Raw genomic sequence first — 17,987 nt, forward strand, 5'->3', positions numbered from 1 at the left:
CCGGGCTTTGCCGGGCTCCGCACTCGCACCCAATGATTTTCCGCCGGCCCCGCCCGTCGGCGCAGCAACAACAAGGTTGGCCGAAGCCAGCCGGAGGAGAAAACAAGATGCAGTGGTTTGAATTCCCCGATGCAGCCGCCAGCGCCGACGCCCTGGCCGCCAGTGTGGCGCAGCGCCTCGCCGCCGCCATCCGTCGCGATGGCAGCGCCGTGCTGGCGGTATCCGGCGGTAAATCGCCGGTACCCTTTTTCCACGCGCTGCGCAGCCAGCCGCTGGACTGGTCTGCCGTCACCGTCACCCTGGTGGATGAGCGCTTCGTGCCGGAAAGCCACCCGGACAGCAATGCCGCGCTGGTGCGCCAGCACCTGCTGCAAGGCGCCGCGGCCGAAGCCGCCTTCGCCCCGCTGGCCAGCAAGGCGGAGGACGCCGCCGCCGAACTGGCAGCGGCCAGCGCCGCCTTCCGCACCCCCACCGTCGCCATTCTCGGCATGGGCGAAGACGGCCACACAGCCTCGCTGTTTCCCGGCACCGAGGCGCTGGCCGCCGGGCTGGACCCGGCCAACCCCGCGCCGCTGCTGCTGGTGCAACCGGCCACCGCGCCGCACCTGCGCATCAGCATGAGCTACGCCGCGCTGGTGAAAAGCGGCTGCCTGATCCTGTCCATTCAGGGCGCTGGCAAGCGCGCCGTGTTCGACACCGCACTGACGGCGCGCGACGACGCCTTGCCGATCAGCCATTTCCTGCACCAGACGGAGTGCCCGCTCGATGTCTACTGGACTGCCTAAAGCCTGGCCGCGCCTGGTGGCCGACATCGGCGGCACCAATGCGCGCTTTGCGCTAGAAACCGCCCCCGGCGTGCTGGAAGACGTCGAAGTACTGCCTTGCGCCGGCTTCGCCACGCTGGAAGCGGCCATGCGCAGCTATCTGGCGCGCGTTGCAGCCCATGCCGTCTCGCACGCCGCCATCGGCATCGCCAACCCGGTCACTGGCGACTGGGTACAGATGACCAATCATCACTGGGCGTTTTCCATTGAAGCCACTCGCCAGGCGCTGGGCCTTGCCAGCCTGGTGGTGATCAACGATTTCACCGCGCTGGCCCTGTCGCTGCCGCATCTGCCGGCCGACGAGCTGGTGCAGGTGGGCGGCGGCGAACCGGTAGCCGGCGGCCCGCTGGCGCTGATCGGCCCGGGCACCGGGCTGGGCGTGTCGGCGCTGATTCCGCACGCCGGCGGCTACACGCCCTTGTCCGGCGAAGGCGGCCACGTCAGCTTTGCGCCCTTCGACGAGCGCGAAGCCGCCGTCTGGCGCTTTGCCCGCGACCGCTTCGGTCACGTCTCGGCCGAACGCCTGCTGTCCGGTCCCGGCCTGGTGCTGATTTACCAGGCGCTGGCCGCGCTGGCCGGCGAAGATGCGGCCGATTACAGCGCGGCCGACATCACCGAACGCGGCCTGACCGGGCAATGCCCGCGCTGCCGCGAAACCCTGGACGCCTTCTGCGCCATGCTGGGCACGGCTTCGGCCAACCTAGCGCTGACGCTGGGGGCACGTGGCGGGGTTTACCTTGGCGGTGGTATCGTTCCACGTTTGATCGATTACTTCAAAACGTCGCCCTTCCGGCCGCGCTTCGAGGACAAGGGCCGTTTTTCCGCCTACATGGCGGCCATTCCGGTTTATGTCATCGATAGCCGCTACCCGGCCCTCATCGGGGCCAGCGCAGCGCTGGCGGCGCATCTGGAGCACTGAGCATGCTGGAAAGAATCAAGTCGCAACTGGACACCCTGTCCTCGGCCGAACGCAAAGTAGCCGAGCTGGTGCTGGCCCAACCCTATACCATGATGCAGGCGGCGGTAGCCGACATCGCGCGCAACGCCAGCGTGAGCCAGCCCACCGTCATCCGCTTCTGCCGCTCCATGGGCTGTGCCGGCCTACCGGATTTCAAGCTCAAACTGGCCGGCAGCCTGGTCACCGGCGTGCCTTATGTGCACTCCAGCGTGCGACCTGAGGACCCCACCTCCGAAATCGTGGCCAAGGTGTTCGACAACACCGTGTCCGCGCTGCTCAAGAGCCGGCACGACGTCAACCCGCAGGCCATCGAGGCCGCCATCGACGCCATCTCCCGCGCGCGCCGCGTGGAGTTTTACGGCCTGGGCAACTCCGGCATCACCGCCGCCGACGCCCAGCACAAATTCTTCCGCTTCGGCATTTCCACCGTGGCCTACGCCGACACCCACATCCAGATGATGGCGGCGTCGGTGCTGGGCCCGGACGACGTGCTGGTGGCCATTTCCAGCTCCGGTCGCTCGCGCGAACTCCTGGACGCGGTGGAAGAAGCGCTGGCCTCCGGTGCCACGGTGGTGGCGCTGACCGCCAGCGGCTCGCCACTGGCCCGCGCCGCCAGCATCGCGCTGATGGCGGACACGCCGGAAGACAACGAAACCTACAGTCCGATGATCTCGCGCATCATCCACCTGGTGCTCATCGACGTACTGGCGGTGGGCGTAGCCCTGCGCCGCGGCCCCGATGTCATCGGACAGCTGGAAAAAACCAAGCACAGCCTCAAGCAAAAGAGGCTGGCCACCAACAGGACAAATGAGGACAACCCCGATGCCTAACCTGACCCAGCTGCCGGCCTGGCAGTCGCTGTGGGATCACTTCGCCGAAGCCAAGCAGCGCCACATGCGCGAACTGTTTGCCGAAGACCCCGACCGCGCCGATCGTTACTCGCTGGAAGTGGGCGGTCTGTTCCTCGATTACTCCAAGAACCGCATCACCGACGCCACCCTCAGCGGCCTGATGCAACTGGCGCGCGAATCCGGCCTGCCCGATCGCATCAAGGCCATGTTCAAGGGCGAGAAGATCAACAGCACGGAAAACCGCGCCGTGCTGCACGTGGCGCTGCGCAATCGCACCAACTCGCCCATCCATGTGGACGGCGAAGACGTGATGCCCAAGGTGAATTCGGTGCTGGAACGCATGGGCAAGTTCGCCCACGCCGTGCGCTCGGGCGAATGGCTGGGCTACACCAACCAGCCCATCACCGACATCGTCAACATCGGCATCGGCGGTTCCGATCTTGGCCCGCTGATGGTATGCAGCGCGCTCAAGCCCTTCGGCCATCCGCGCATGAACATGCACTTCGTCTCCAATGTGGACGGCGCGCAGCTGAAGGAAACGCTGAAGAAAGTCCACTCCGAAACCACCCTGTTCGTTGTGGAATCCAAAACCTTCACCACGCAGGAAACCCTCACCAACGCGCTCACCGCGCGCGACTGGTTCTTGCAGCGCGCCCGCGACGAAAAGGCCGTAGCCAAGCACTTCGTGGCTGTGTCCACCAACCAGAAGGCCGTGGCCGATTTCGGCATCGACCCATCCAACATGTTCGAATTCTGGGACTGGGTGGGCGGCCGTTACAGCCTGTGGTCGGCCATCGGCCTGCCCATCATGCTGTATCTGGGCGAGGAGAACTTCACCGAGCTGCTCAACGGCGCGCACATCATGGACCAGCATTTCCGCAATGCGCCGTTCGAACAAAACATGCCGGTGCTGCTGGCCATGATCGGCATCTGGTACATCAACTACTACGGCGGCGGCAGCCATGTGATCGCCCCCTACGACCAGTACCTGCACCGCCTGCCGGCCTTCATCCAGCAACTGGACATGGAGTCCAACGGCAAACAGGTGCAAGTGGACGGCACCCCGGTGAACTTTGAAACCGCCCCCATCATCTGGGGCGAAACCGGCATCAACGGCCAGCACGCCTTCTTCCAGCTCTTGCATCAGGGCACCCACATTTCGCCGATCGACCTGATCGCCTCGCTGGAGGGCCAGGGCAGCCTGCCGGGCCACCATGAAATCCTGCTGGCCAACGTATTTGCCCAGGCCGAAGCCTTCATGCGCGGCAAAACAGCCGACGAAGTGCGCGAAGAGCTGACCAAGCAAGGCATGAGCGGCGAGGCGCTGGAAGCGCTGGTGCCGCACAAGGTGTTTGGCGGCAACCGCCCCACCAACACCCTGCTGATGCACCGGCTGGACCCGCGCAACCTCGGCTCGCTGATTGCCCTCTACGAACACAAGATCTTCGTGCAAGGCGTTATCTGGGGTATCAACAGCTTTGACCAGTGGGGCGTGGAACTGGGCAAGCAACTGGCCAAGACCATTCATGCCGAGCTGACCGGCAAGCTGAAAAACGCCGAGCACGACAGCTCCACCCGGCGTCTGATCCAGCTGTATCGCCAGGCCAACAAGTAAGCCCGAACCGCGCCGGGCAAGGTTGGCCGATAGGCTGCCCGTCGGTAGCGGGCACAAAAAAACGCCGCTCATCCGAGCGGCGTTTTTCTTGATCATGCGCCGGCAACCCGGCGCAGACCCGGCATCAGAAGTTGTACTTGGCCGAGTAGATCATGGCGTTCTGGTACACGCTGGTGCCCAGCTTCTGGTCGGCGTAACGGTATTGCACGCCGGTGGTGAAGTGCTTGCTCACGTTCCACCACAGCGCGATGGCGCCGTTCTGGCCAGTGTGGCTGTTGTAGTTGGGGGTGAACTTGTCCTTGCGGGCGAATTCGGTTTCATGCCACTGGCTCACCAGGAAGGACTGACCGAAAGCGCTGAACGGGTACAGCAGCACGTAGCCGGCCATCCAGCCGTTGAAGCCGGAATTCACGCCGAAAGCGTCCAGCTCGTTATGCGCGCCGATGAAGGGCTTGATGGTCAGGTTGCCGAACTTCAGGTCGGTGCCCAGGCCCAGCACGCGGTTCTGGGTGAAGAACTCGTTGCCGCGGGTGTCGTACACGTGAGCGTACAGCTGTACCGGCACGTCGCCGATGCGGGTCATGTTGAAGCGGGCAATCGCCTTGGTGGTGTAACGCTGGTCATGGCCTTCCTGACCATTGCCGCTCTTGCCCGGGTTTTCCAGGTCGAAGAAGCCGTACAGTTCGCCCCACTGGCCGCCCATGCCGCCTTCCAGCTCCAGGTATGCGAAGTCTTTCTTGCCGCTCTGGCCGGTGGTGCGGCTGGACCAGTCGAGGTAGTTGGCGCTAACGTCGCCCCAGGACCAGTTGTCGGCGTGAGCGAATGCGGCGCTGCCCATCATGGACAGGGCCAGCAGCAGATTGCGAGCTTTCATTTGTAATTTTGCCTAAGTGTGAACTTTGTTTTCGTTGAGACCCGCGTATGCGCTACGGGGGGCGCGCAGAGTAACGCAAGTGCTTTGATATTGAAAAGTTTCACGCAGAGGCAATACGCATTGCACGTATGTTTACGTAGTATTTCCGCAACATTATGTAAATGTGCTGAAAGCGTGTCTGACAAATCGGCACAAAGCTTGAAACTGCCTGAATCGATTATGTTTTCACTTGAAGAAATATTCCGTCGGCCAACCGTAGCGCTTCAGGCTCACCCGTCCATTGTCGGACAATGCCACGCCCTCGTTCTCCAGCAACAGCTTTTGCAAATCGGCATGATGACTGCCCGGTCGCGACACGCGGCCCCCCGCGCCCAGCACCCGGTGCCAGGGTGCCCCGCATCCCTCAGGCAAACCACTCAGCAATTTGCCCACATGGCGGGCATGACGCGGATAGCCGGCCATGGCCGCCAGCGTGCCATAGGTGCAAACACAGCCGGGCGGGATATCGCCGATCAGGGCCAGCACGGCCTGTTCGAATCCGGGCGGCATGGCGTCAGCGATAGCGGGCGTTGCTGACGAAGGGATTGTGACGCTTCTCCTCGCCCAGCGTGGTGAGCGGGCCGTGGCCCGGGATCACCACCACCTCGTCGGGCAGGGCGAACAGCTTGTTCTCGATGGCGTCTATCAGCTGCTGATGATTGCCCATGGGAAAGTCCGTGCGCCCAATGGAGCCCTGAAACAACACATCGCCCGCCACCAGCAGCGCAGCCTCCGGGCTGTAAAACACCACATGGCCCGGCGTGTGGCCCGGGCAGTGGATCACTTGCAAGGTTTCCCGCCCCACGCTGACCGTATCGCCTTCGGCCAACCATCGCTGCGGCGTCAGCGCCGGCACGGAAGGAAAACCGAACATGCGCCCCTGATGTGGCAACTGGTCCAGCCAGAAGCTTTCCGCCTCTTGCGGGCCTTCAATCGCCACGCCCAAGCGCTCGGCCAGCTCGGCCGCGCCGCCGGCGTGATCGATATGGCCGTGGGTCAGCAACAGTTTGGTCACCGTCAGTTTGCGCTCGGACAGCCAGGCAAGGATGCGCTCCACATCGCCGCCGGCGTCCACCACCGCGGCTTCGCGGGTGGCGTCGCACCACAGCACGCTGCAATTCTGGGCAAACGGAGTAACAGGAATCAGGTGATAGCGCAGGGACATGGCAGGCTCGGCAAAATACGGAGAATGCCGCGATTGTGGCATGCAGGCCGCGCCCGGGCCAAGCTTGTCGAGGCAAGCGGCGGATTACAGGTAAAATGCCGCTTTTGCCGTTTGCCGAAAGCCCGCCATGAGCCTCATCCCTGAAATCCGTCCGCAACAATCCATCGAGCTGCTCAAGGAACTGCACATCCTCACCCGCGACGGCAAAATCAATCAGGACAGCCGGCGCAAGCTCAAGCAGGTGTACCACCTATACCAGTTCATCGAACCCCTGATGCAAGACGTACTGACGCAAAAGGGCGACGTCACGCTGGCCGACCATGGCGCGGGCAAATCCTATCTGGGCTTCATCCTCTACGACCTCTTCCTCAAGGACAAAGACCTCGGCCGCGTCTTCGGCATCGAAACCCGCCCGGAACTGGTCAGCCGCTCGGAAGAACTGGCCGCCCGCCTCGGCTTTGGCCGCATGGATTTCCTCAACCTCACGGTAGAAGAATCCATCACCTCCAGCCAACTGCCCCAGCAGGTGGACATCATTACCGCCCTGCATGCCTGCAACACCGCCACCGACGACGCCATCCGCTTCGCTCTGGCCAAGGACGCCCGCTACATCGTGCTGGTGCCCTGCTGCCAGGCCGAAGTAGCCACGGTGCTGCGCCAGAAAAAGAACGAAACCTTCGGCAAGACCCCGCTCTCCGAACTGTGGCGCCACCCCATCCACACCCGCGAATTCGGCAGCCAGCTCACCAATGTGCTGCGCTGCCTGCAGCTGGAAGCGCGCGGCTACCAACTCACCGTCACCGAACTGGTGGGCTGGGAACACTCGATGAAAAACGAGCTGATCATCGCCAAGAAAACCGGCAAGGGCAAAAAAAGTGCCCGCGAACGGCAAGAAGCCATTCTGGAAGAACTCAACCTCAACGAACTGCGCGAACGCTTCGTGTATTAACCCCGCTCGCCCGGCGTCGGGGGCATTGTCGGCGCCGCCCTCGCCCCGCACAGCGTGCGCCAAAGGCGCCCCTTCACCCGGCGCCGCTGAAAAGCCACGGGGCGGGAGGGGGCGGGATCACGGCCCCGGGGTACTGGCGCTGGATTGCGGGGCCAATCTGGGGGTGCATAAGGTGGAGTGGGCGCGCTTTCTCTATGGTTGGAGCCATGTAGTGGCCTTTGAAGCGCAGGAGAAAATCTATTACGCGCTGTGCGGCAATATCGCGCTCAACAATTGCCTTAACGTGAATGCGCTCAATTCGGCCGTGGGAAACCGCTGTGGCCAGATCGACATTCCCGAGCCTGACTACCTGACGCCAGGCTCCTTCGGCAGCCTGGAGCTGCAAGCCTCCGATCACAATGAATTCATCGGCCAGCCGCTGGACTACACGGCTCGTACCATCCGCATCGACATGGTGACGCTGGATTCACTGAATCTGCAGCGCATTGATCTGATCAAGCTGGATGTGGAAGGCATGGAGCAACAAGTGCTGGAGGGCGCCGCCGGCTCGCTGGAACGCTGCCGGCCCATGGTGTTTCTCGAGACGCTGAAGGCCGATATGAACGTCACCGGGCCCTGGCTGGCGTCGCGCTGCTACCGGCTGTTTCCCGCCGGCATCAATCTGTTGGCTGTACACGAAAGCGACCCGGCCCTGCCGCGTCTGAAAATGAAAACGGCAGGCTCAGTCTGATCTGAGCCTGCCGTTTTTCTGCCCGCCCAAGCGCGCGGCGCAAGGGAGGATCAACCGCTGTTGCGCAAGCCGGCGGAGGTGCCGTTGATGGTGAGGTGAATGGCGTACAGCGCCTCGGCGTCGTCGGGATTTTCACGCAGGCGTTGCAACAAATCGGCCTGCAGCAAATTGAGCGCGTCCAGATAAGGCAGGCGGGTTTCCAGGCTGCGGTACAGGGTGGGATTGTCCGCCAGCAAGCGGGTTTGACCGGTGATGGCGAAGAAGGCGTCGTGCGTTTTGCGCCATTCGCTTTCAATCTGGCCAAACAGTTTGTCGGCCAGCGCTCTATCCGACACCAGCGCGGCAAAGCGGCGGGCGATGCCCAGATCGGCCTTGGCCAGTACCTGCTCCATATTGGACAGGATGACCTGGAAGAACGGCGAGGTGCGGTACAAGCCTTGCAGACGCGCCAGCCCTTCGTCGCCGTGACGGGCGATATAGGCGGACACCGCCGAACCGAAGCCGAACCAGCCCGGCAGCATCACCCGCGATTGCGACCAGGAGAACACCCAGGGGATGGCGCGCAGGTCCTTGATGCTGGAGAGGCTCTTGCGCGAGGCCGGGCGGCTGCCGATGTTGAGCTTCGCGATGGCGTTGATGGGCGTGGCTTCGAGGAAGTACTGCATGAAGCCCTCGGTTTCCACCAGCGCGCGGTAGGCCGCGAAGGCGGTGTCGGACAGCTCGTCGAACACATCGCCGTCGGCCTCGCCGCTGGGGTGGCTGGTGAGGCTGGCTTCCAGCGTGGCGGCCACCAAGGCTTCCAGATTGCGCAGGCCGATGTCCGGATCGGAATACTTGGACGCGATGACTTCGCCCTGCTCGGTAATGCGGATGCGCCCGGCCACGCTGCCGGCTGGCTGGGCCATGATGGCCTCGTAGGACGGGCCGCCGCCGCGCCCCACCGAGCCGCCGCGACCATGGAACAGGCGCAGCTTGACGCCGGCCCGTTCAAAGCTGTTCACCAGCCGCTGTTCCGCCTTGTACAGCTCCCACTGGCTGGTGAGATATCCGCCATCCTTGTTGCTGTCGGAATACCCCAGCATCACTTCCTGCGTCAGGCCGCGGCTTTGCAGCAGCTGGCGATACCACGGCAGGGCGAACAACGCGTCCATGATGTCGGTGCAGCCGGCCAGGTCGGCGATGGTTTCAAACAAGGGCACCAGATTGAGGCTGGACACCGGCACGCCGTTCACCAGCCGGATCAGGCCGGTTTCCTTGAGGATGAGCGCCAGCGAGAGGATGTCGCTGACGGTGGCGCAGTTGGAGATGATGCTCTGGCTGATGGCTTCCTGCCCGAACTGGCGCTGGATCAGCGCCGCCTCACGGAAGATGGCCAGCTCTTTTTCGGTGTCGGCGCTGTAATCCTGATAGGGCGAATACAACATGCGCGGCGTGGACAGTTCGCGCAGCAACACGCGAATGCGCGCCGGCTCGTCCAGCGCGGTGAACTGCTCCAGCCCGGCGCTGGCGAACAATTCGCTCACCACCGCTTCATGCGTGCCGGCAAACTGGCGCAGATCCACCGGCATCAGGAAGAAGCCGAATACTTCCACGGCGCGGCGCAGACGCGAGAGCCGGCCTTCGGCCAACAACGAGCTGCCGTGCGCGGCCAGCGAATCAGCCACCGTGGCCAGATCGGCCTGCAACTCGTCTGCGCCGGCATAGGCTTCGCCGGCCGGCCAGCGGCCGCGCACCGGCAAACCCAGTTCGGCAGCCTTGCCCAGCAAGCGCGACTCCATCGCCGCCAAAGCGCGGCGATAGGGTTCTTGCTCGCGGCTTTCCTTGGTGTCCGGCGTGCGGTCCGCCAGCGCTTGCAAGGCCGGGCTCACCGACACATGGCGCGCGGACAGCGACAGCTCGCGGTACAGTGCGGCCAGTTCGTACAGATAATGTTCAAACGCCTGGGTGGCTTGCAGGGTGAAAGCGTGACGCAACACCGTGGCGTTGACGTTGGGGTTGCCGTCGCGATCGCCGCCGATCCAGCTGCCCACACGGATGAAGGGCGGCAGGGCCGGGGTCTGGCCCCAGGCGGCGCGCACTTCGTGCCCCAGCCGCTCATACAGCCGCGGCAGGGCGGAGAAGAAGGTCATCGGGTGGTAGGCCACGCCGTTCTTGATTTCGTCCTCCACCGACAGCTTGAAATGACGGATTTCCGAGGTTTGCCACAGGGACAGGATCACCCGCTTGAGCTTGCCGTCCAGCTCGTCTTCCTCTTCCGGCGTGATGTCCGGCGAACCGAGCTGACTGAGGAATTTGCGCACGGCGCGGTGGCCGTCCAGCACGCTCTGGCGCTGCACTTCGGTGGGGTGCGCGGTAAGGATGGCCCCCACATACGATTCCTTCAGCGTGTCGGCCAGCTTGTCGAAACCGATGCCATCCTGTTTCAAGCGAGCCAGCGCGCGATTGAGGCTGCCCTGCTGCGGGGCGGAGCCGGCAATCTGGTGCGCGCGACGGCGGCGGGTGTGGTGCAGGTCTTCCGCAATATTGAACAGCTGCGCATACAAGCCACAGGCGCGCACCAGCGCGGTAGTGGCTTTGGGCGACAGCCCGGCCGGCAGCGGCAGCGAGCGCTGCTCCGGCGTACGGGCGGCAATGGCGCGCACTTCTTCGCATACTTCGGCGCCTTCCTGCTCCTGCAGGATGTTGCCCAACAAGCGGTCAAGGCGCGCCAGGTCGGCGCGCAAAGGCAGATCCTTGTCCTGATCAGTCATCGTATTCCTGTCCTTCGATCGTTGTTGCCGGGTCGGCCTGTGGCTGCCCGATCTGTTTTCAAAACCCTGAACCGTTTCACCGGCGGGCAGTCCCGTGAGTCAAACGGCTCTCCCTGAAAATCACGCGTTGCCAAGCAGAGGCTTCTGTTTATCAAGCTGAAACAGAACCCCATCATAGGGGGCATCTTCCTTGTAGTGGGTCAATTACCCGATTTTTCTGTTGCAGCGTGTCATTCACGCCGCATAAGCCCTGTCTGGACTGGTTTTACCCTCCCCGCTCCGGCGGCGACACCAGCCCGCCTCTACTCGGCAGACGGGGTGGCTGCCGCGCTTCAGCGCGGCTTTGCCCTGCACCCTGTTTGCCACGCCATGCCGGCGGAATGGCTTTTCCTTGATCCGGGCCCAGGCGCAGCCTGCCGCTCATGCTAGAATCCTGCGCAATTCCGCTTCCGTCAGGACCCCGATTTCATGGACAAGATCGTCATCGCCAGCCGGGAAAGCCGTCTGGCCATGTGGCAGGCCGAACACATCCAGAGCCGCCTGCAAGCCCTCTACCCGCATCTCACCGTCGAGATCCTCGGCATGACCACCCAGGGCGACCAGATCCTGGACAAAACGCTGTCCAAGATCGGCGGCAAGGGCCTGTTCGTGAAAGAACTGGAAGTGGCCCTGGCCGAAGGCCGTGCCGACCTGGCCGTGCACTCCATCAAGGACGTGCCCATGGTGTTGCCCGAAGGCTTCGCCCTGGCCGCCATCTGCGAACGCGAAGACCCGCGCGACGCCTTTGTTTCCAATCAGTACGCCAGCCTGTCCGAGCTGCCCGCCGGCGCCGTAGTAGGCACCTCCAGCCTGCGCCGCGAATCGCAACTGCGCGCCCGCTTTCCGCATCTATCCATCAAACCGCTGCGCGGCAATGTGCAAACCCGCCTGCGCAAGCTGGACGACGGCGAGTACGACGCCATCATTCTGGCGGCCGCTGGCCTGAAGCGTTTGAACCTGCACGACCGCATCCGTAGCGAACTCGCCCCGTCCGAAAGCCTGCCGGCCGCCGGCCAAGGCGCGCTGGGCATTGAAATCCGCGCCGACCGCGCCGACATGCAGGCCCTGCTGCTGCCACTGAACCACCCGGACACTCACGCCTGCGTCAGCGCCGAACGCGCTCTGGCGCGCGAGCTTGGCGGCAGCTGCCAAGTGCCGTTGGGCGCCTTCGCCACGCTGAGCGACGACACCCTGACGCTGGGCGGCTTTGTCGCCCATCCGGACGGCTCCGTGATGCTGACCGCCGCCGCCAGCGCTCCGCGCGACTATGCCGACGCACTGGGCCGCGCCGTGGCCAAAAAGCTGCTGGACGACGGCGCCGCGCCGCTGATCGCCGCCGTCCTCAAGGACCAGTGATGAGCCTCGCCGGGCGCCGCATTCTGCTGACTCGCCCCGAGGAGCAAAGCGCCCGCCTGTTGTCGCTGCTGGTCGCCGAGGGTGCGGACGCCCGCCTGTTTCCGGTCATGCGCATCGCGCCCGAACCGGCCGCACAAGCCAGGTTGGCCGAAGCGGCCGTCTGCGCGGACTGGCTGGTTTTTGTCAGCCCCACCGCCATCGATCAGGCCTGGCCACACCTGCAAGGCCGCCTGCCGGTCTCGGCGCGCCTGGCCTGCGTGGGCGCATCCAGCGCACGCAAACTAGCGGCCTTGTCGGGCCGCGATGTGCTGCACCCGCAAGACGGCAACGACAGCGAAGCCCTGCTGGCCCTGCCCGAACTGGCAGCTATCGCCGGACAGCGTTTTCTGATTGTGCGCGGCTCGGGCGGACGCCCGCTACTGGCGGAAACCCTTGCCTCGCGCGGCGCGCGCGTCGACTTTGCCGAGATCTACCGGCGCGAGGACGGCGAGCCCGACTGGAGCCTGCTACAGCCCCCTCTGCCCGATGCCATTGTGGTCACCTCCAGCGAGATGGCCGCGCAATTGTTCCGTCTGGCTGGTTCGGCAAGGACGACAACGTTACAATGCTTGTTGTATTGCGTGCCGCACCCGCGCATCGCCGAGCAACTGGCCGGCCTGGGCGCGAGCCGCATCATGACAACCCGGGCCGACGACGCAGCGCTGGTCGCCGGTCTCAGAGAATGGTTCAGCCGTCACCCATGAGCGAAACCCAGACTGTCGACACCCCCTCCGTACCCCGCAAGAAGCCGCTGAATCTGGCGCTGCTGCTGTCCATCGCCGCGCTGGGCCTGACCGGCTGGCAGCTGTACAGCACCCAGCAAGAACTCCAGACCGTGCGTCAGGAGCTGGCCGGCAGGTTGGCCGAAGGCAACGGGGCCGCCAAGGAACTGCGCGGCATGACCGAGCAGGCGCTCACCGCCGCTCGCGCCACCGACGCCAAGCTGGCGGTGCTGGACGCCCGCGTGAGCGAATCCGCCGGTCAGTACGCCACCCTCAACGGCATGTACCAGGAGCTCACCAAGAACCGCTCCGACTGGCTGCTCTCCGAGGTGGAACACACACTCTCCATCGCCAGCCAGCAACTGCAACTGGCCGGCAACGTGCCGGCTGCCATCTCGGCGCTGGACATGGTGGATGCCCGGCTGTCCAAGTTTGACCGCCCGCAGCTGATCGGCGTGAAAAAAGCCGTAGCCACCGATCTGGAAAAACTCAAGGCGCTGCCTTATCTGGATACCGTGGGCCTGACCGTCAAGCTGGATCGCCTGATGCTGAGCGCCGACAACCTGCCGTTGGTGGTGGACGCGCATCACCTGCAGGACCAACCGGGCAAAAAGGCGGCCGCGCCGACCAATGCGCCAATCTGGGAACGCCTGCTGTCCGATATCAGCAAGAGTCTGGGCGAGCTGGTGCACATCCGTCGCATGGACAAACCCGAAGCGCTGCTACTGTCGCCCGAGCAATCCTTCTTCCTGCGCGAAAACCTCAAGATGCGCCTGCTGGATGCCCGCCTGGCGCTGATCCAGCGCGACGGCGTCACCTATGAAGCGGACATTGCCGCCGCGCAGAATTACGCCCAGCGCTACTTCGACAACGACGCCGCCGCCACTCGCCAGTGGCTGGCCACGCTGATCGAACTCAAGAGCGCCCCGTTGAGCGTCACGCTGCCGGACCTGAACGCCAGCCTGAAGGCCGTGCGCGATGCGCAGGGCAACAAAGGGGAATAAGCAGTGAAATTTGCCCTGTGGATCATCGGCCTGTTCGCGCTGGCCGTGGTGGTGGGACTCACCGCCACCCTCAATACCGGTTACGCCATCCTGTTTCTGCCGCCGTACCGGATGGAAATCTCCTTCAACCTGCTGCTAGTGGGCATTGTCGCGCTCATCATCCTGGCCCATGGCGCGCTGCGCCTGATCAGCGTCACCGCCGGGCTGCCGGCGGAAGTGCGCCGTTTTCAGCGCCAGAAAAAGTTGAAAGCCGCCCGTCACGCCCTGCGCGAATCCGGTATCGCCTTTTTTGAAGGCCGCTTCCAGAAAGCCGAGCGCGAAGCGCTCAAGGCCATGGACGACGAGTACGCACCGGAAAACCAGGCGCTGGCCCTGCTGTTGGCCGCCCGCTCCGCCGGCGCAACCGGTGATCTGGAAAAGCGCGACAGCTATCTGCAAAAGCTGGACACCCTGCCCGAGCGCCTGCAGCTGGCCCGCCACATGCTGGACGCCGAGCTCAAAGTGGAAGCCAAGGACGCGCTGGGCGCGCTGGCCGCCATCGAACGCGCCCGCGCCCTGTCGCCCAACCTCACCAACGCCCTGCGTCTGGAATTGAAAGTGCGCCTGCTGCAACGCCAGCCGGAAGCTGTGCTGGCGCTGACGGAAAAACTGCTCAAGTCCGAAGCGCTGGAGCCGGCGCAAGCACGCCGCTACCGTCTGGCTGCTTACAGCCAGCAACTGGCCGGCTTTGTCGGCGGCAAGGAAGTGCGCGACTGGCTGCGCCGCATTCCGGACGCCGAACGCACCAATCCCAAGCTGGTGACCGAAGTGGTAGAGCGCCTGATCGCGCTGGAGGACTACGACTACGCCGCCACCCTGTTGGCCGAAGCGCTGGCCGACGAAGACCAGGCCACGCCGGAACTGGCGCGCGAGCTGGGCAAGCTGGCGGAGCGCCTGTCGCCGGACAAGCGGCTGGAGCTGATGCGCGATGCGGAAGGCTGGCTCAAAACCCGCCCGCGCGATCACATGCTGCTGCTGGCGCTGGGCCGTCTGGCGATGGGCCAGCAGCTGTGGGGCAAGGCTCAAAGCTATCTGGAGGCCAGCACGTCCATTCAGGCCACGCTGTGCGCCCACGCCGAACTGGCCCGCTTGTTCGAGATTACCGGCAAGGAAGACAAAGCCGCGCTGCATTACCAGCGCAGTCTCGAGTTGGCGCTTGAGATGGGCGTCTGACCACTCATCCGCCAACAGTCAAAAGCCCGCGCATGCGGGCTTTTTGTTTGCCAAAGGAAAGACCCGTCCCACACTGATGACCAACTTCCTGCGGCCATGAAAAAGCCCGCCAATGCGGGCTCTTTCATTGGCATCGGGCCAAGACCGCCCGACAACCGGGCTTACTGACGCGCGAACAACACCGTGTCCTTGTCGCTCTTCAAGGCCAGCTGGCCGTTTTGCAGCGCCACTTCCGGCTGGGCGGACAACAAGGACTTCAGCGCGTTTTCGCGCTGATCCAGCGGCGGCACGCAAGCCATCATGGTGGAAATCATCATGCCGGTCTTGAGCTTGCCGGCCTCGATGCTCACCGGGCCGCTCAAGCGGTTGCAGCCGGCCCAGGCACCTACGCGGCCTTCGGCAAACTCCAGCGTGTAGGGCTTGCTGTCGCCAGCGTTTACCTGCTGCCACTTGCCTTGCAGACTGGCGATATCCGGCGGCGCGGGATGACTGGCGGGCGCGGTGGCGGCGCAAGCGCTGAGAGCCAACGCGGCAAGGGCGGGGAGAATCAGTTTTTTCATCGGTATTCCTTTCTGTCTGGCGTTCAAACGCGCCGGCAGGGCGCGACAGCGCGGGTCAGAACCCGCCACGATCAGCCGCCAACGGTTTCGCTGAAAACAACGCGATCTAGAATGGTGCGCATAGACGAACCGTCAGCCGGCGGATTGGCCACGGCCTGATAACGCACCTTCACGTAATAGCTGGTGCCCGGCTTGGGATCGAAGCCTTCGATTTCCCCGTAAAAGTTCTGCCAAGGGGCTTTGTCGTCACCGCGCACTTGCAGGCAAGACATTTGCCCTGCGCCGGCCGAGCACGGTTTGCGCTCCGCGCCCACGAACAGATACTGCGGTTGCTGCGCCAAGGACAAGGCCGGCGCAGCACGACGCGCCGGCACCGGCGGCGGCAGACGGTCGAAATGGTACTTGCCCTTGTCCGAGCTCAAGGTCAGCTTTTGCGCCATGTCGTCCACCTGGATGCGAAAAGGCGCAGACAAGAAGGCAACCAGTGCCTGCTCCTGCTTCATGACGGCGGGGGCGCACATCATGCGCGTCGTGGCCACCGCCAGCTTGCCCTGCTCGTCGCTGTTGGCGACAAAGCGGTTGCAACCGGCAAAGCCGGTGATGCCCTTGTCGCGGAAGGTCAGCGTGGGGGCCCGGCCTTCATGGCCGGGGGTCTGGCTGAGCTGCCATTCGGTGCCGATTAGATTGGGCTGAGCCAATGCGGCCAGCGGCGTCAGGGCCGCGATCAACGCGGCGCAAGCTTTGTTCATGCCACCTCCATTAACAAACTCTAATGTTATTCGAAACCTGTTCCTCGGAATAGTTCCAACGGTAACCCAGCACAAGCCTGCTTGTCGCTGTCAGGCAGCGGAAAAAAAATGCCCCGCTTGCGGGCGGGGCATTGCGGCGAGCGGGCACGATGGCCCGCACAGGCTAGATCAGTGAACGATGCCTTTCACCAGATCCTCCACCACCTTCTTGGCGTCGCCGAACACCATCATGGTCTTGTCCATGTAGAACAGCTCATTGTCCAGACCGGCGTAACCCACGCTCATCGAGCGCTTCACCACGATGACAGTGCGCGCCTTGTGCGCCTCCAGAATCGGCATGCCGTAGATGGGGCTGGCCTTGTCCTTCTGCGCCGCCGGGTTCACTACGTCATTGGCGCCGATCACCAGCACCACGTCGGTGTTGGAGAAGTCGGAATTGATCTCCTCCATTTCCAGCACTTGCTCGTACGGCACTTCGGCTTCGGCCAACAGTACGTTCATGTGGCCCGGCATGCGGCCCGCCACCGGGTGAATGGCGTAACGCACGGTGACGCCTTTCTCGTGCAGCAGTTCGGCAAATTCCTGCAAGGCATGCTGGGCGCGCGATACCGCCAGGCCGTAGCCCGGTACGATCACCACGCTGTCGGCATTGCCCATCAGGAAAGCCGCGTCTTCCGCCGAGCCCGATTTATAGTTCTTCGGGCCGGATGCGCCAGCCGGGCCGGCGGCGGCCGATTCCGCGCCAAAGCCGCCCAGCAGCACGGAGACGATGGAACGGTTCATGGCGCGACACATGATGTAGGACAGGATGGCCCCGGACGAACCCACGCACGCGCCGGCGATGATCAGCACCGGATTGTTGAGGGTAAAGCCGATGCCCGCCGCCGCCCAACCGGAGTAAGAGTTGAGCATGGACACCACCACCGGCATGTCCGCACCGCCGATGGGGATGATCAGCGTCACGCCCAGCGCCAGCGCGATGGCCAGCATGGCGAGGAAGGCCGCCTGACTGTCGGTGAAGAAATAAGCCATGCCAAAGCCCGCCATGGTCAGCGCCATCAGCAGGTTCAGCAAGTGCTGGCCGCTGAAACTGACCGCCTTGGAGCCGAACTTGCCGGACAATTTGCCATAAGCGATGACCGACGCGGTGAAGGTGATGGCGCCGATGAAGGCCCCGATGAACAGCTCCACCTTCTGCACCGGCGTGTGATGCACGCCGCTGTGGAAAATGGACGCCACCGCGATCAGCACGGCGGACAAGCCCACCAGCGAGTGCATGGCGGCTACCAGCTCCGGCATGCCGGTCATCTCCACCGTCTTGGCCTTCCATGCGCCGATGGCGCCGCCGGCCGCGATGGCGCCCACAATCAGCGCCACCACCGGTTTATCCATGATCAGGAAGGTGGTGCCGACGGCAATCACCATGCCGGCGATGCCGAACTTGTTGCCGCGCAAGGCGGTTACCGGGCTGGACAAGCCCTTGAGGGCCAGCACGAACAGCACGGCGGCCACGAGATACAACACTGCGGATACGTTTTCCATGGCCTCCCC

The 17,987-nt window shown here is 64.0% G+C and carries 17 protein-coding genes; 10 read left to right on the forward strand and 7 right to left on the reverse strand.

The genetic code is table 11. The features are described from left to right. The first annotated feature begins 107 nt into the window (after positions 1-107). From pgl to pgi, 4 genes are read left to right on the forward strand one after another with little or no spacing between them, the layout of a single operon-like run. Positions 108-785: a 6-phosphogluconolactonase gene (gene pgl / locus Q0P52_RS01535; RefSeq protein ID WP_293759565.1), complete on the forward strand. Its 678-nt coding sequence runs from the start codon at positions 108-110 to the stop codon at positions 783-785. Continuing rightward, on the forward strand, positions 766-1,743 hold the full coding sequence (locus Q0P52_RS01540) for a glucokinase (protein ID WP_293759564.1): 978 nt from the start codon (positions 766-768) through the stop codon (positions 1,741-1,743). The genes pgl and Q0P52_RS01540 overlap by 20 nt, the downstream gene beginning before the upstream one ends. Before the next feature lie 2 nt (positions 1,744-1,745). Beyond that, on the forward strand, positions 1,746-2,612 hold the full coding sequence (gene hexR / locus Q0P52_RS01545) for a transcriptional regulator HexR (protein WP_293759562.1): 867 nt from the start codon (positions 1,746-1,748) through the stop codon (positions 2,610-2,612). Further along, positions 2,605-4,248, forward strand: coding sequence for a glucose-6-phosphate isomerase (pgi, locus tag Q0P52_RS01550; protein WP_293759560.1), 1,644 nt, complete (start codon positions 2,605-2,607; stop codon positions 4,246-4,248). The genes hexR and pgi overlap by 8 nt, the downstream gene beginning before the upstream one ends. Before the next feature lie 124 nt (positions 4,249-4,372). Here the strand turns inward: pgi and Q0P52_RS01555 are convergent, their stop codons facing one another. From Q0P52_RS01555 to Q0P52_RS01565, 3 genes are all read right to left on the reverse strand, one after another. Then, complete coding sequence (locus Q0P52_RS01555; RefSeq protein ID WP_293759558.1) at positions 4,373-5,122, reverse strand: outer membrane protein OmpK; 750 nt, start codon at positions 5,120-5,122, stop codon at positions 4,373-4,375. Between the two features lie 225 nt (positions 5,123-5,347). Further along, on the reverse strand, positions 5,348-5,671 hold the full coding sequence (locus Q0P52_RS01560) for an MGMT family protein (protein ID WP_293759556.1): 324 nt from the start codon (positions 5,669-5,671) through the stop codon (positions 5,348-5,350). A 4-nt stretch (positions 5,672-5,675) separates the two neighbouring features. Beyond that, the gene (locus Q0P52_RS01565) at positions 5,676-6,326 is read right to left on the reverse strand and encodes an MBL fold metallo-hydrolase (protein WP_293759554.1); all 651 of its coding nucleotides are present in this window, start codon (positions 6,324-6,326) and stop codon (positions 5,676-5,678) included. A 127-nt stretch (positions 6,327-6,453) separates the two neighbouring features. Between Q0P52_RS01565 and Q0P52_RS01570 the strand changes: the two genes are divergently transcribed. Further along, complete coding sequence (locus Q0P52_RS01570) at positions 6,454-7,275, forward strand: SAM-dependent methyltransferase (RefSeq protein ID WP_293759552.1); 822 nt, start codon at positions 6,454-6,456, stop codon at positions 7,273-7,275. Continuing rightward, the gene (locus Q0P52_RS01575; RefSeq protein WP_293759550.1) at positions 7,202-8,005 is read left to right on the forward strand and encodes an FkbM family methyltransferase; all 804 of its coding nucleotides are present in this window, start codon (positions 7,202-7,204) and stop codon (positions 8,003-8,005) included. Before Q0P52_RS01570 ends, Q0P52_RS01575 begins: the two co-directional genes overlap by 74 nt. Before the next feature lie 50 nt (positions 8,006-8,055). Here Q0P52_RS01575 and ppc read toward each other — a convergent pair whose 3' ends face one another. Beyond that, positions 8,056-10,755: a phosphoenolpyruvate carboxylase gene (gene ppc / locus Q0P52_RS01580; RefSeq protein ID WP_293759548.1), complete on the reverse strand. Its 2,700-nt coding sequence runs from the start codon at positions 10,753-10,755 to the stop codon at positions 8,056-8,058. 468 nt (positions 10,756-11,223) lie between these two features. Between ppc and hemC the strand changes: the two genes are divergently transcribed. The 4 genes from hemC to Q0P52_RS01600 are packed head-to-tail and all read left to right on the forward strand — an operon-like array spanning position 11,224 to position 15,127. Next, complete coding sequence (hemC, locus tag Q0P52_RS01585) at positions 11,224-12,150, forward strand: hydroxymethylbilane synthase (protein ID WP_293759546.1); 927 nt, start codon at positions 11,224-11,226, stop codon at positions 12,148-12,150. Beyond that, positions 12,150-12,893: a uroporphyrinogen-III synthase gene (locus tag Q0P52_RS01590; RefSeq protein WP_293759544.1), complete on the forward strand. Its 744-nt coding sequence runs from the start codon at positions 12,150-12,152 to the stop codon at positions 12,891-12,893. The genes hemC and Q0P52_RS01590 overlap by 1 nt, the downstream gene beginning before the upstream one ends. Next, complete coding sequence (locus tag Q0P52_RS01595) at positions 12,890-13,915, forward strand: uroporphyrinogen-III C-methyltransferase (RefSeq protein WP_293759542.1); 1,026 nt, start codon at positions 12,890-12,892, stop codon at positions 13,913-13,915. Before Q0P52_RS01590 ends, Q0P52_RS01595 begins: the two co-directional genes overlap by 4 nt. Positions 13,916-13,918: 3 nt before the next feature. After that, a complete protein-coding gene (locus Q0P52_RS01600; RefSeq protein WP_293759540.1) occupies positions 13,919-15,127 on the forward strand; it encodes a heme biosynthesis protein HemY in 1,209 nt (402 codons plus the stop codon). A 161-nt stretch (positions 15,128-15,288) separates the two neighbouring features. On the opposite strand, the gene Q0P52_RS01605 is transcribed toward Q0P52_RS01600, so the two are convergent. The 3 genes from Q0P52_RS01605 to Q0P52_RS01615 all read right to left on the reverse strand — a co-directional run bounded on the left by Q0P52_RS01605 (position 15,289) and on the right by Q0P52_RS01615 (position 17,978). After that, entirely contained in the window at positions 15,289-15,687 is a 399-nt protein-coding gene (locus tag Q0P52_RS01605) for an META domain-containing protein (protein ID WP_293759538.1), read from the reverse strand. A 71-nt stretch (positions 15,688-15,758) separates the two neighbouring features. Continuing rightward, a complete protein-coding gene (locus tag Q0P52_RS01610; RefSeq protein ID WP_293759536.1) occupies positions 15,759-16,436 on the reverse strand; it encodes an META and DUF4377 domain-containing protein in 678 nt (225 codons plus the stop codon). A 168-nt stretch (positions 16,437-16,604) separates the two neighbouring features. Further along, entirely contained in the window at positions 16,605-17,978 is a 1,374-nt protein-coding gene (locus Q0P52_RS01615; RefSeq protein ID WP_293759534.1) for an NAD(P)(+) transhydrogenase (Re/Si-specific) subunit beta, read from the reverse strand. Positions 17,979-17,987 lie beyond the last annotated feature (9 nt).

It is taken from the genome of uncultured Aquitalea sp. (genome assembly GCF_945957525.1).
Classification (GTDB): Bacteria; Pseudomonadota; Gammaproteobacteria; order Burkholderiales; family Chromobacteriaceae; genus Aquitalea.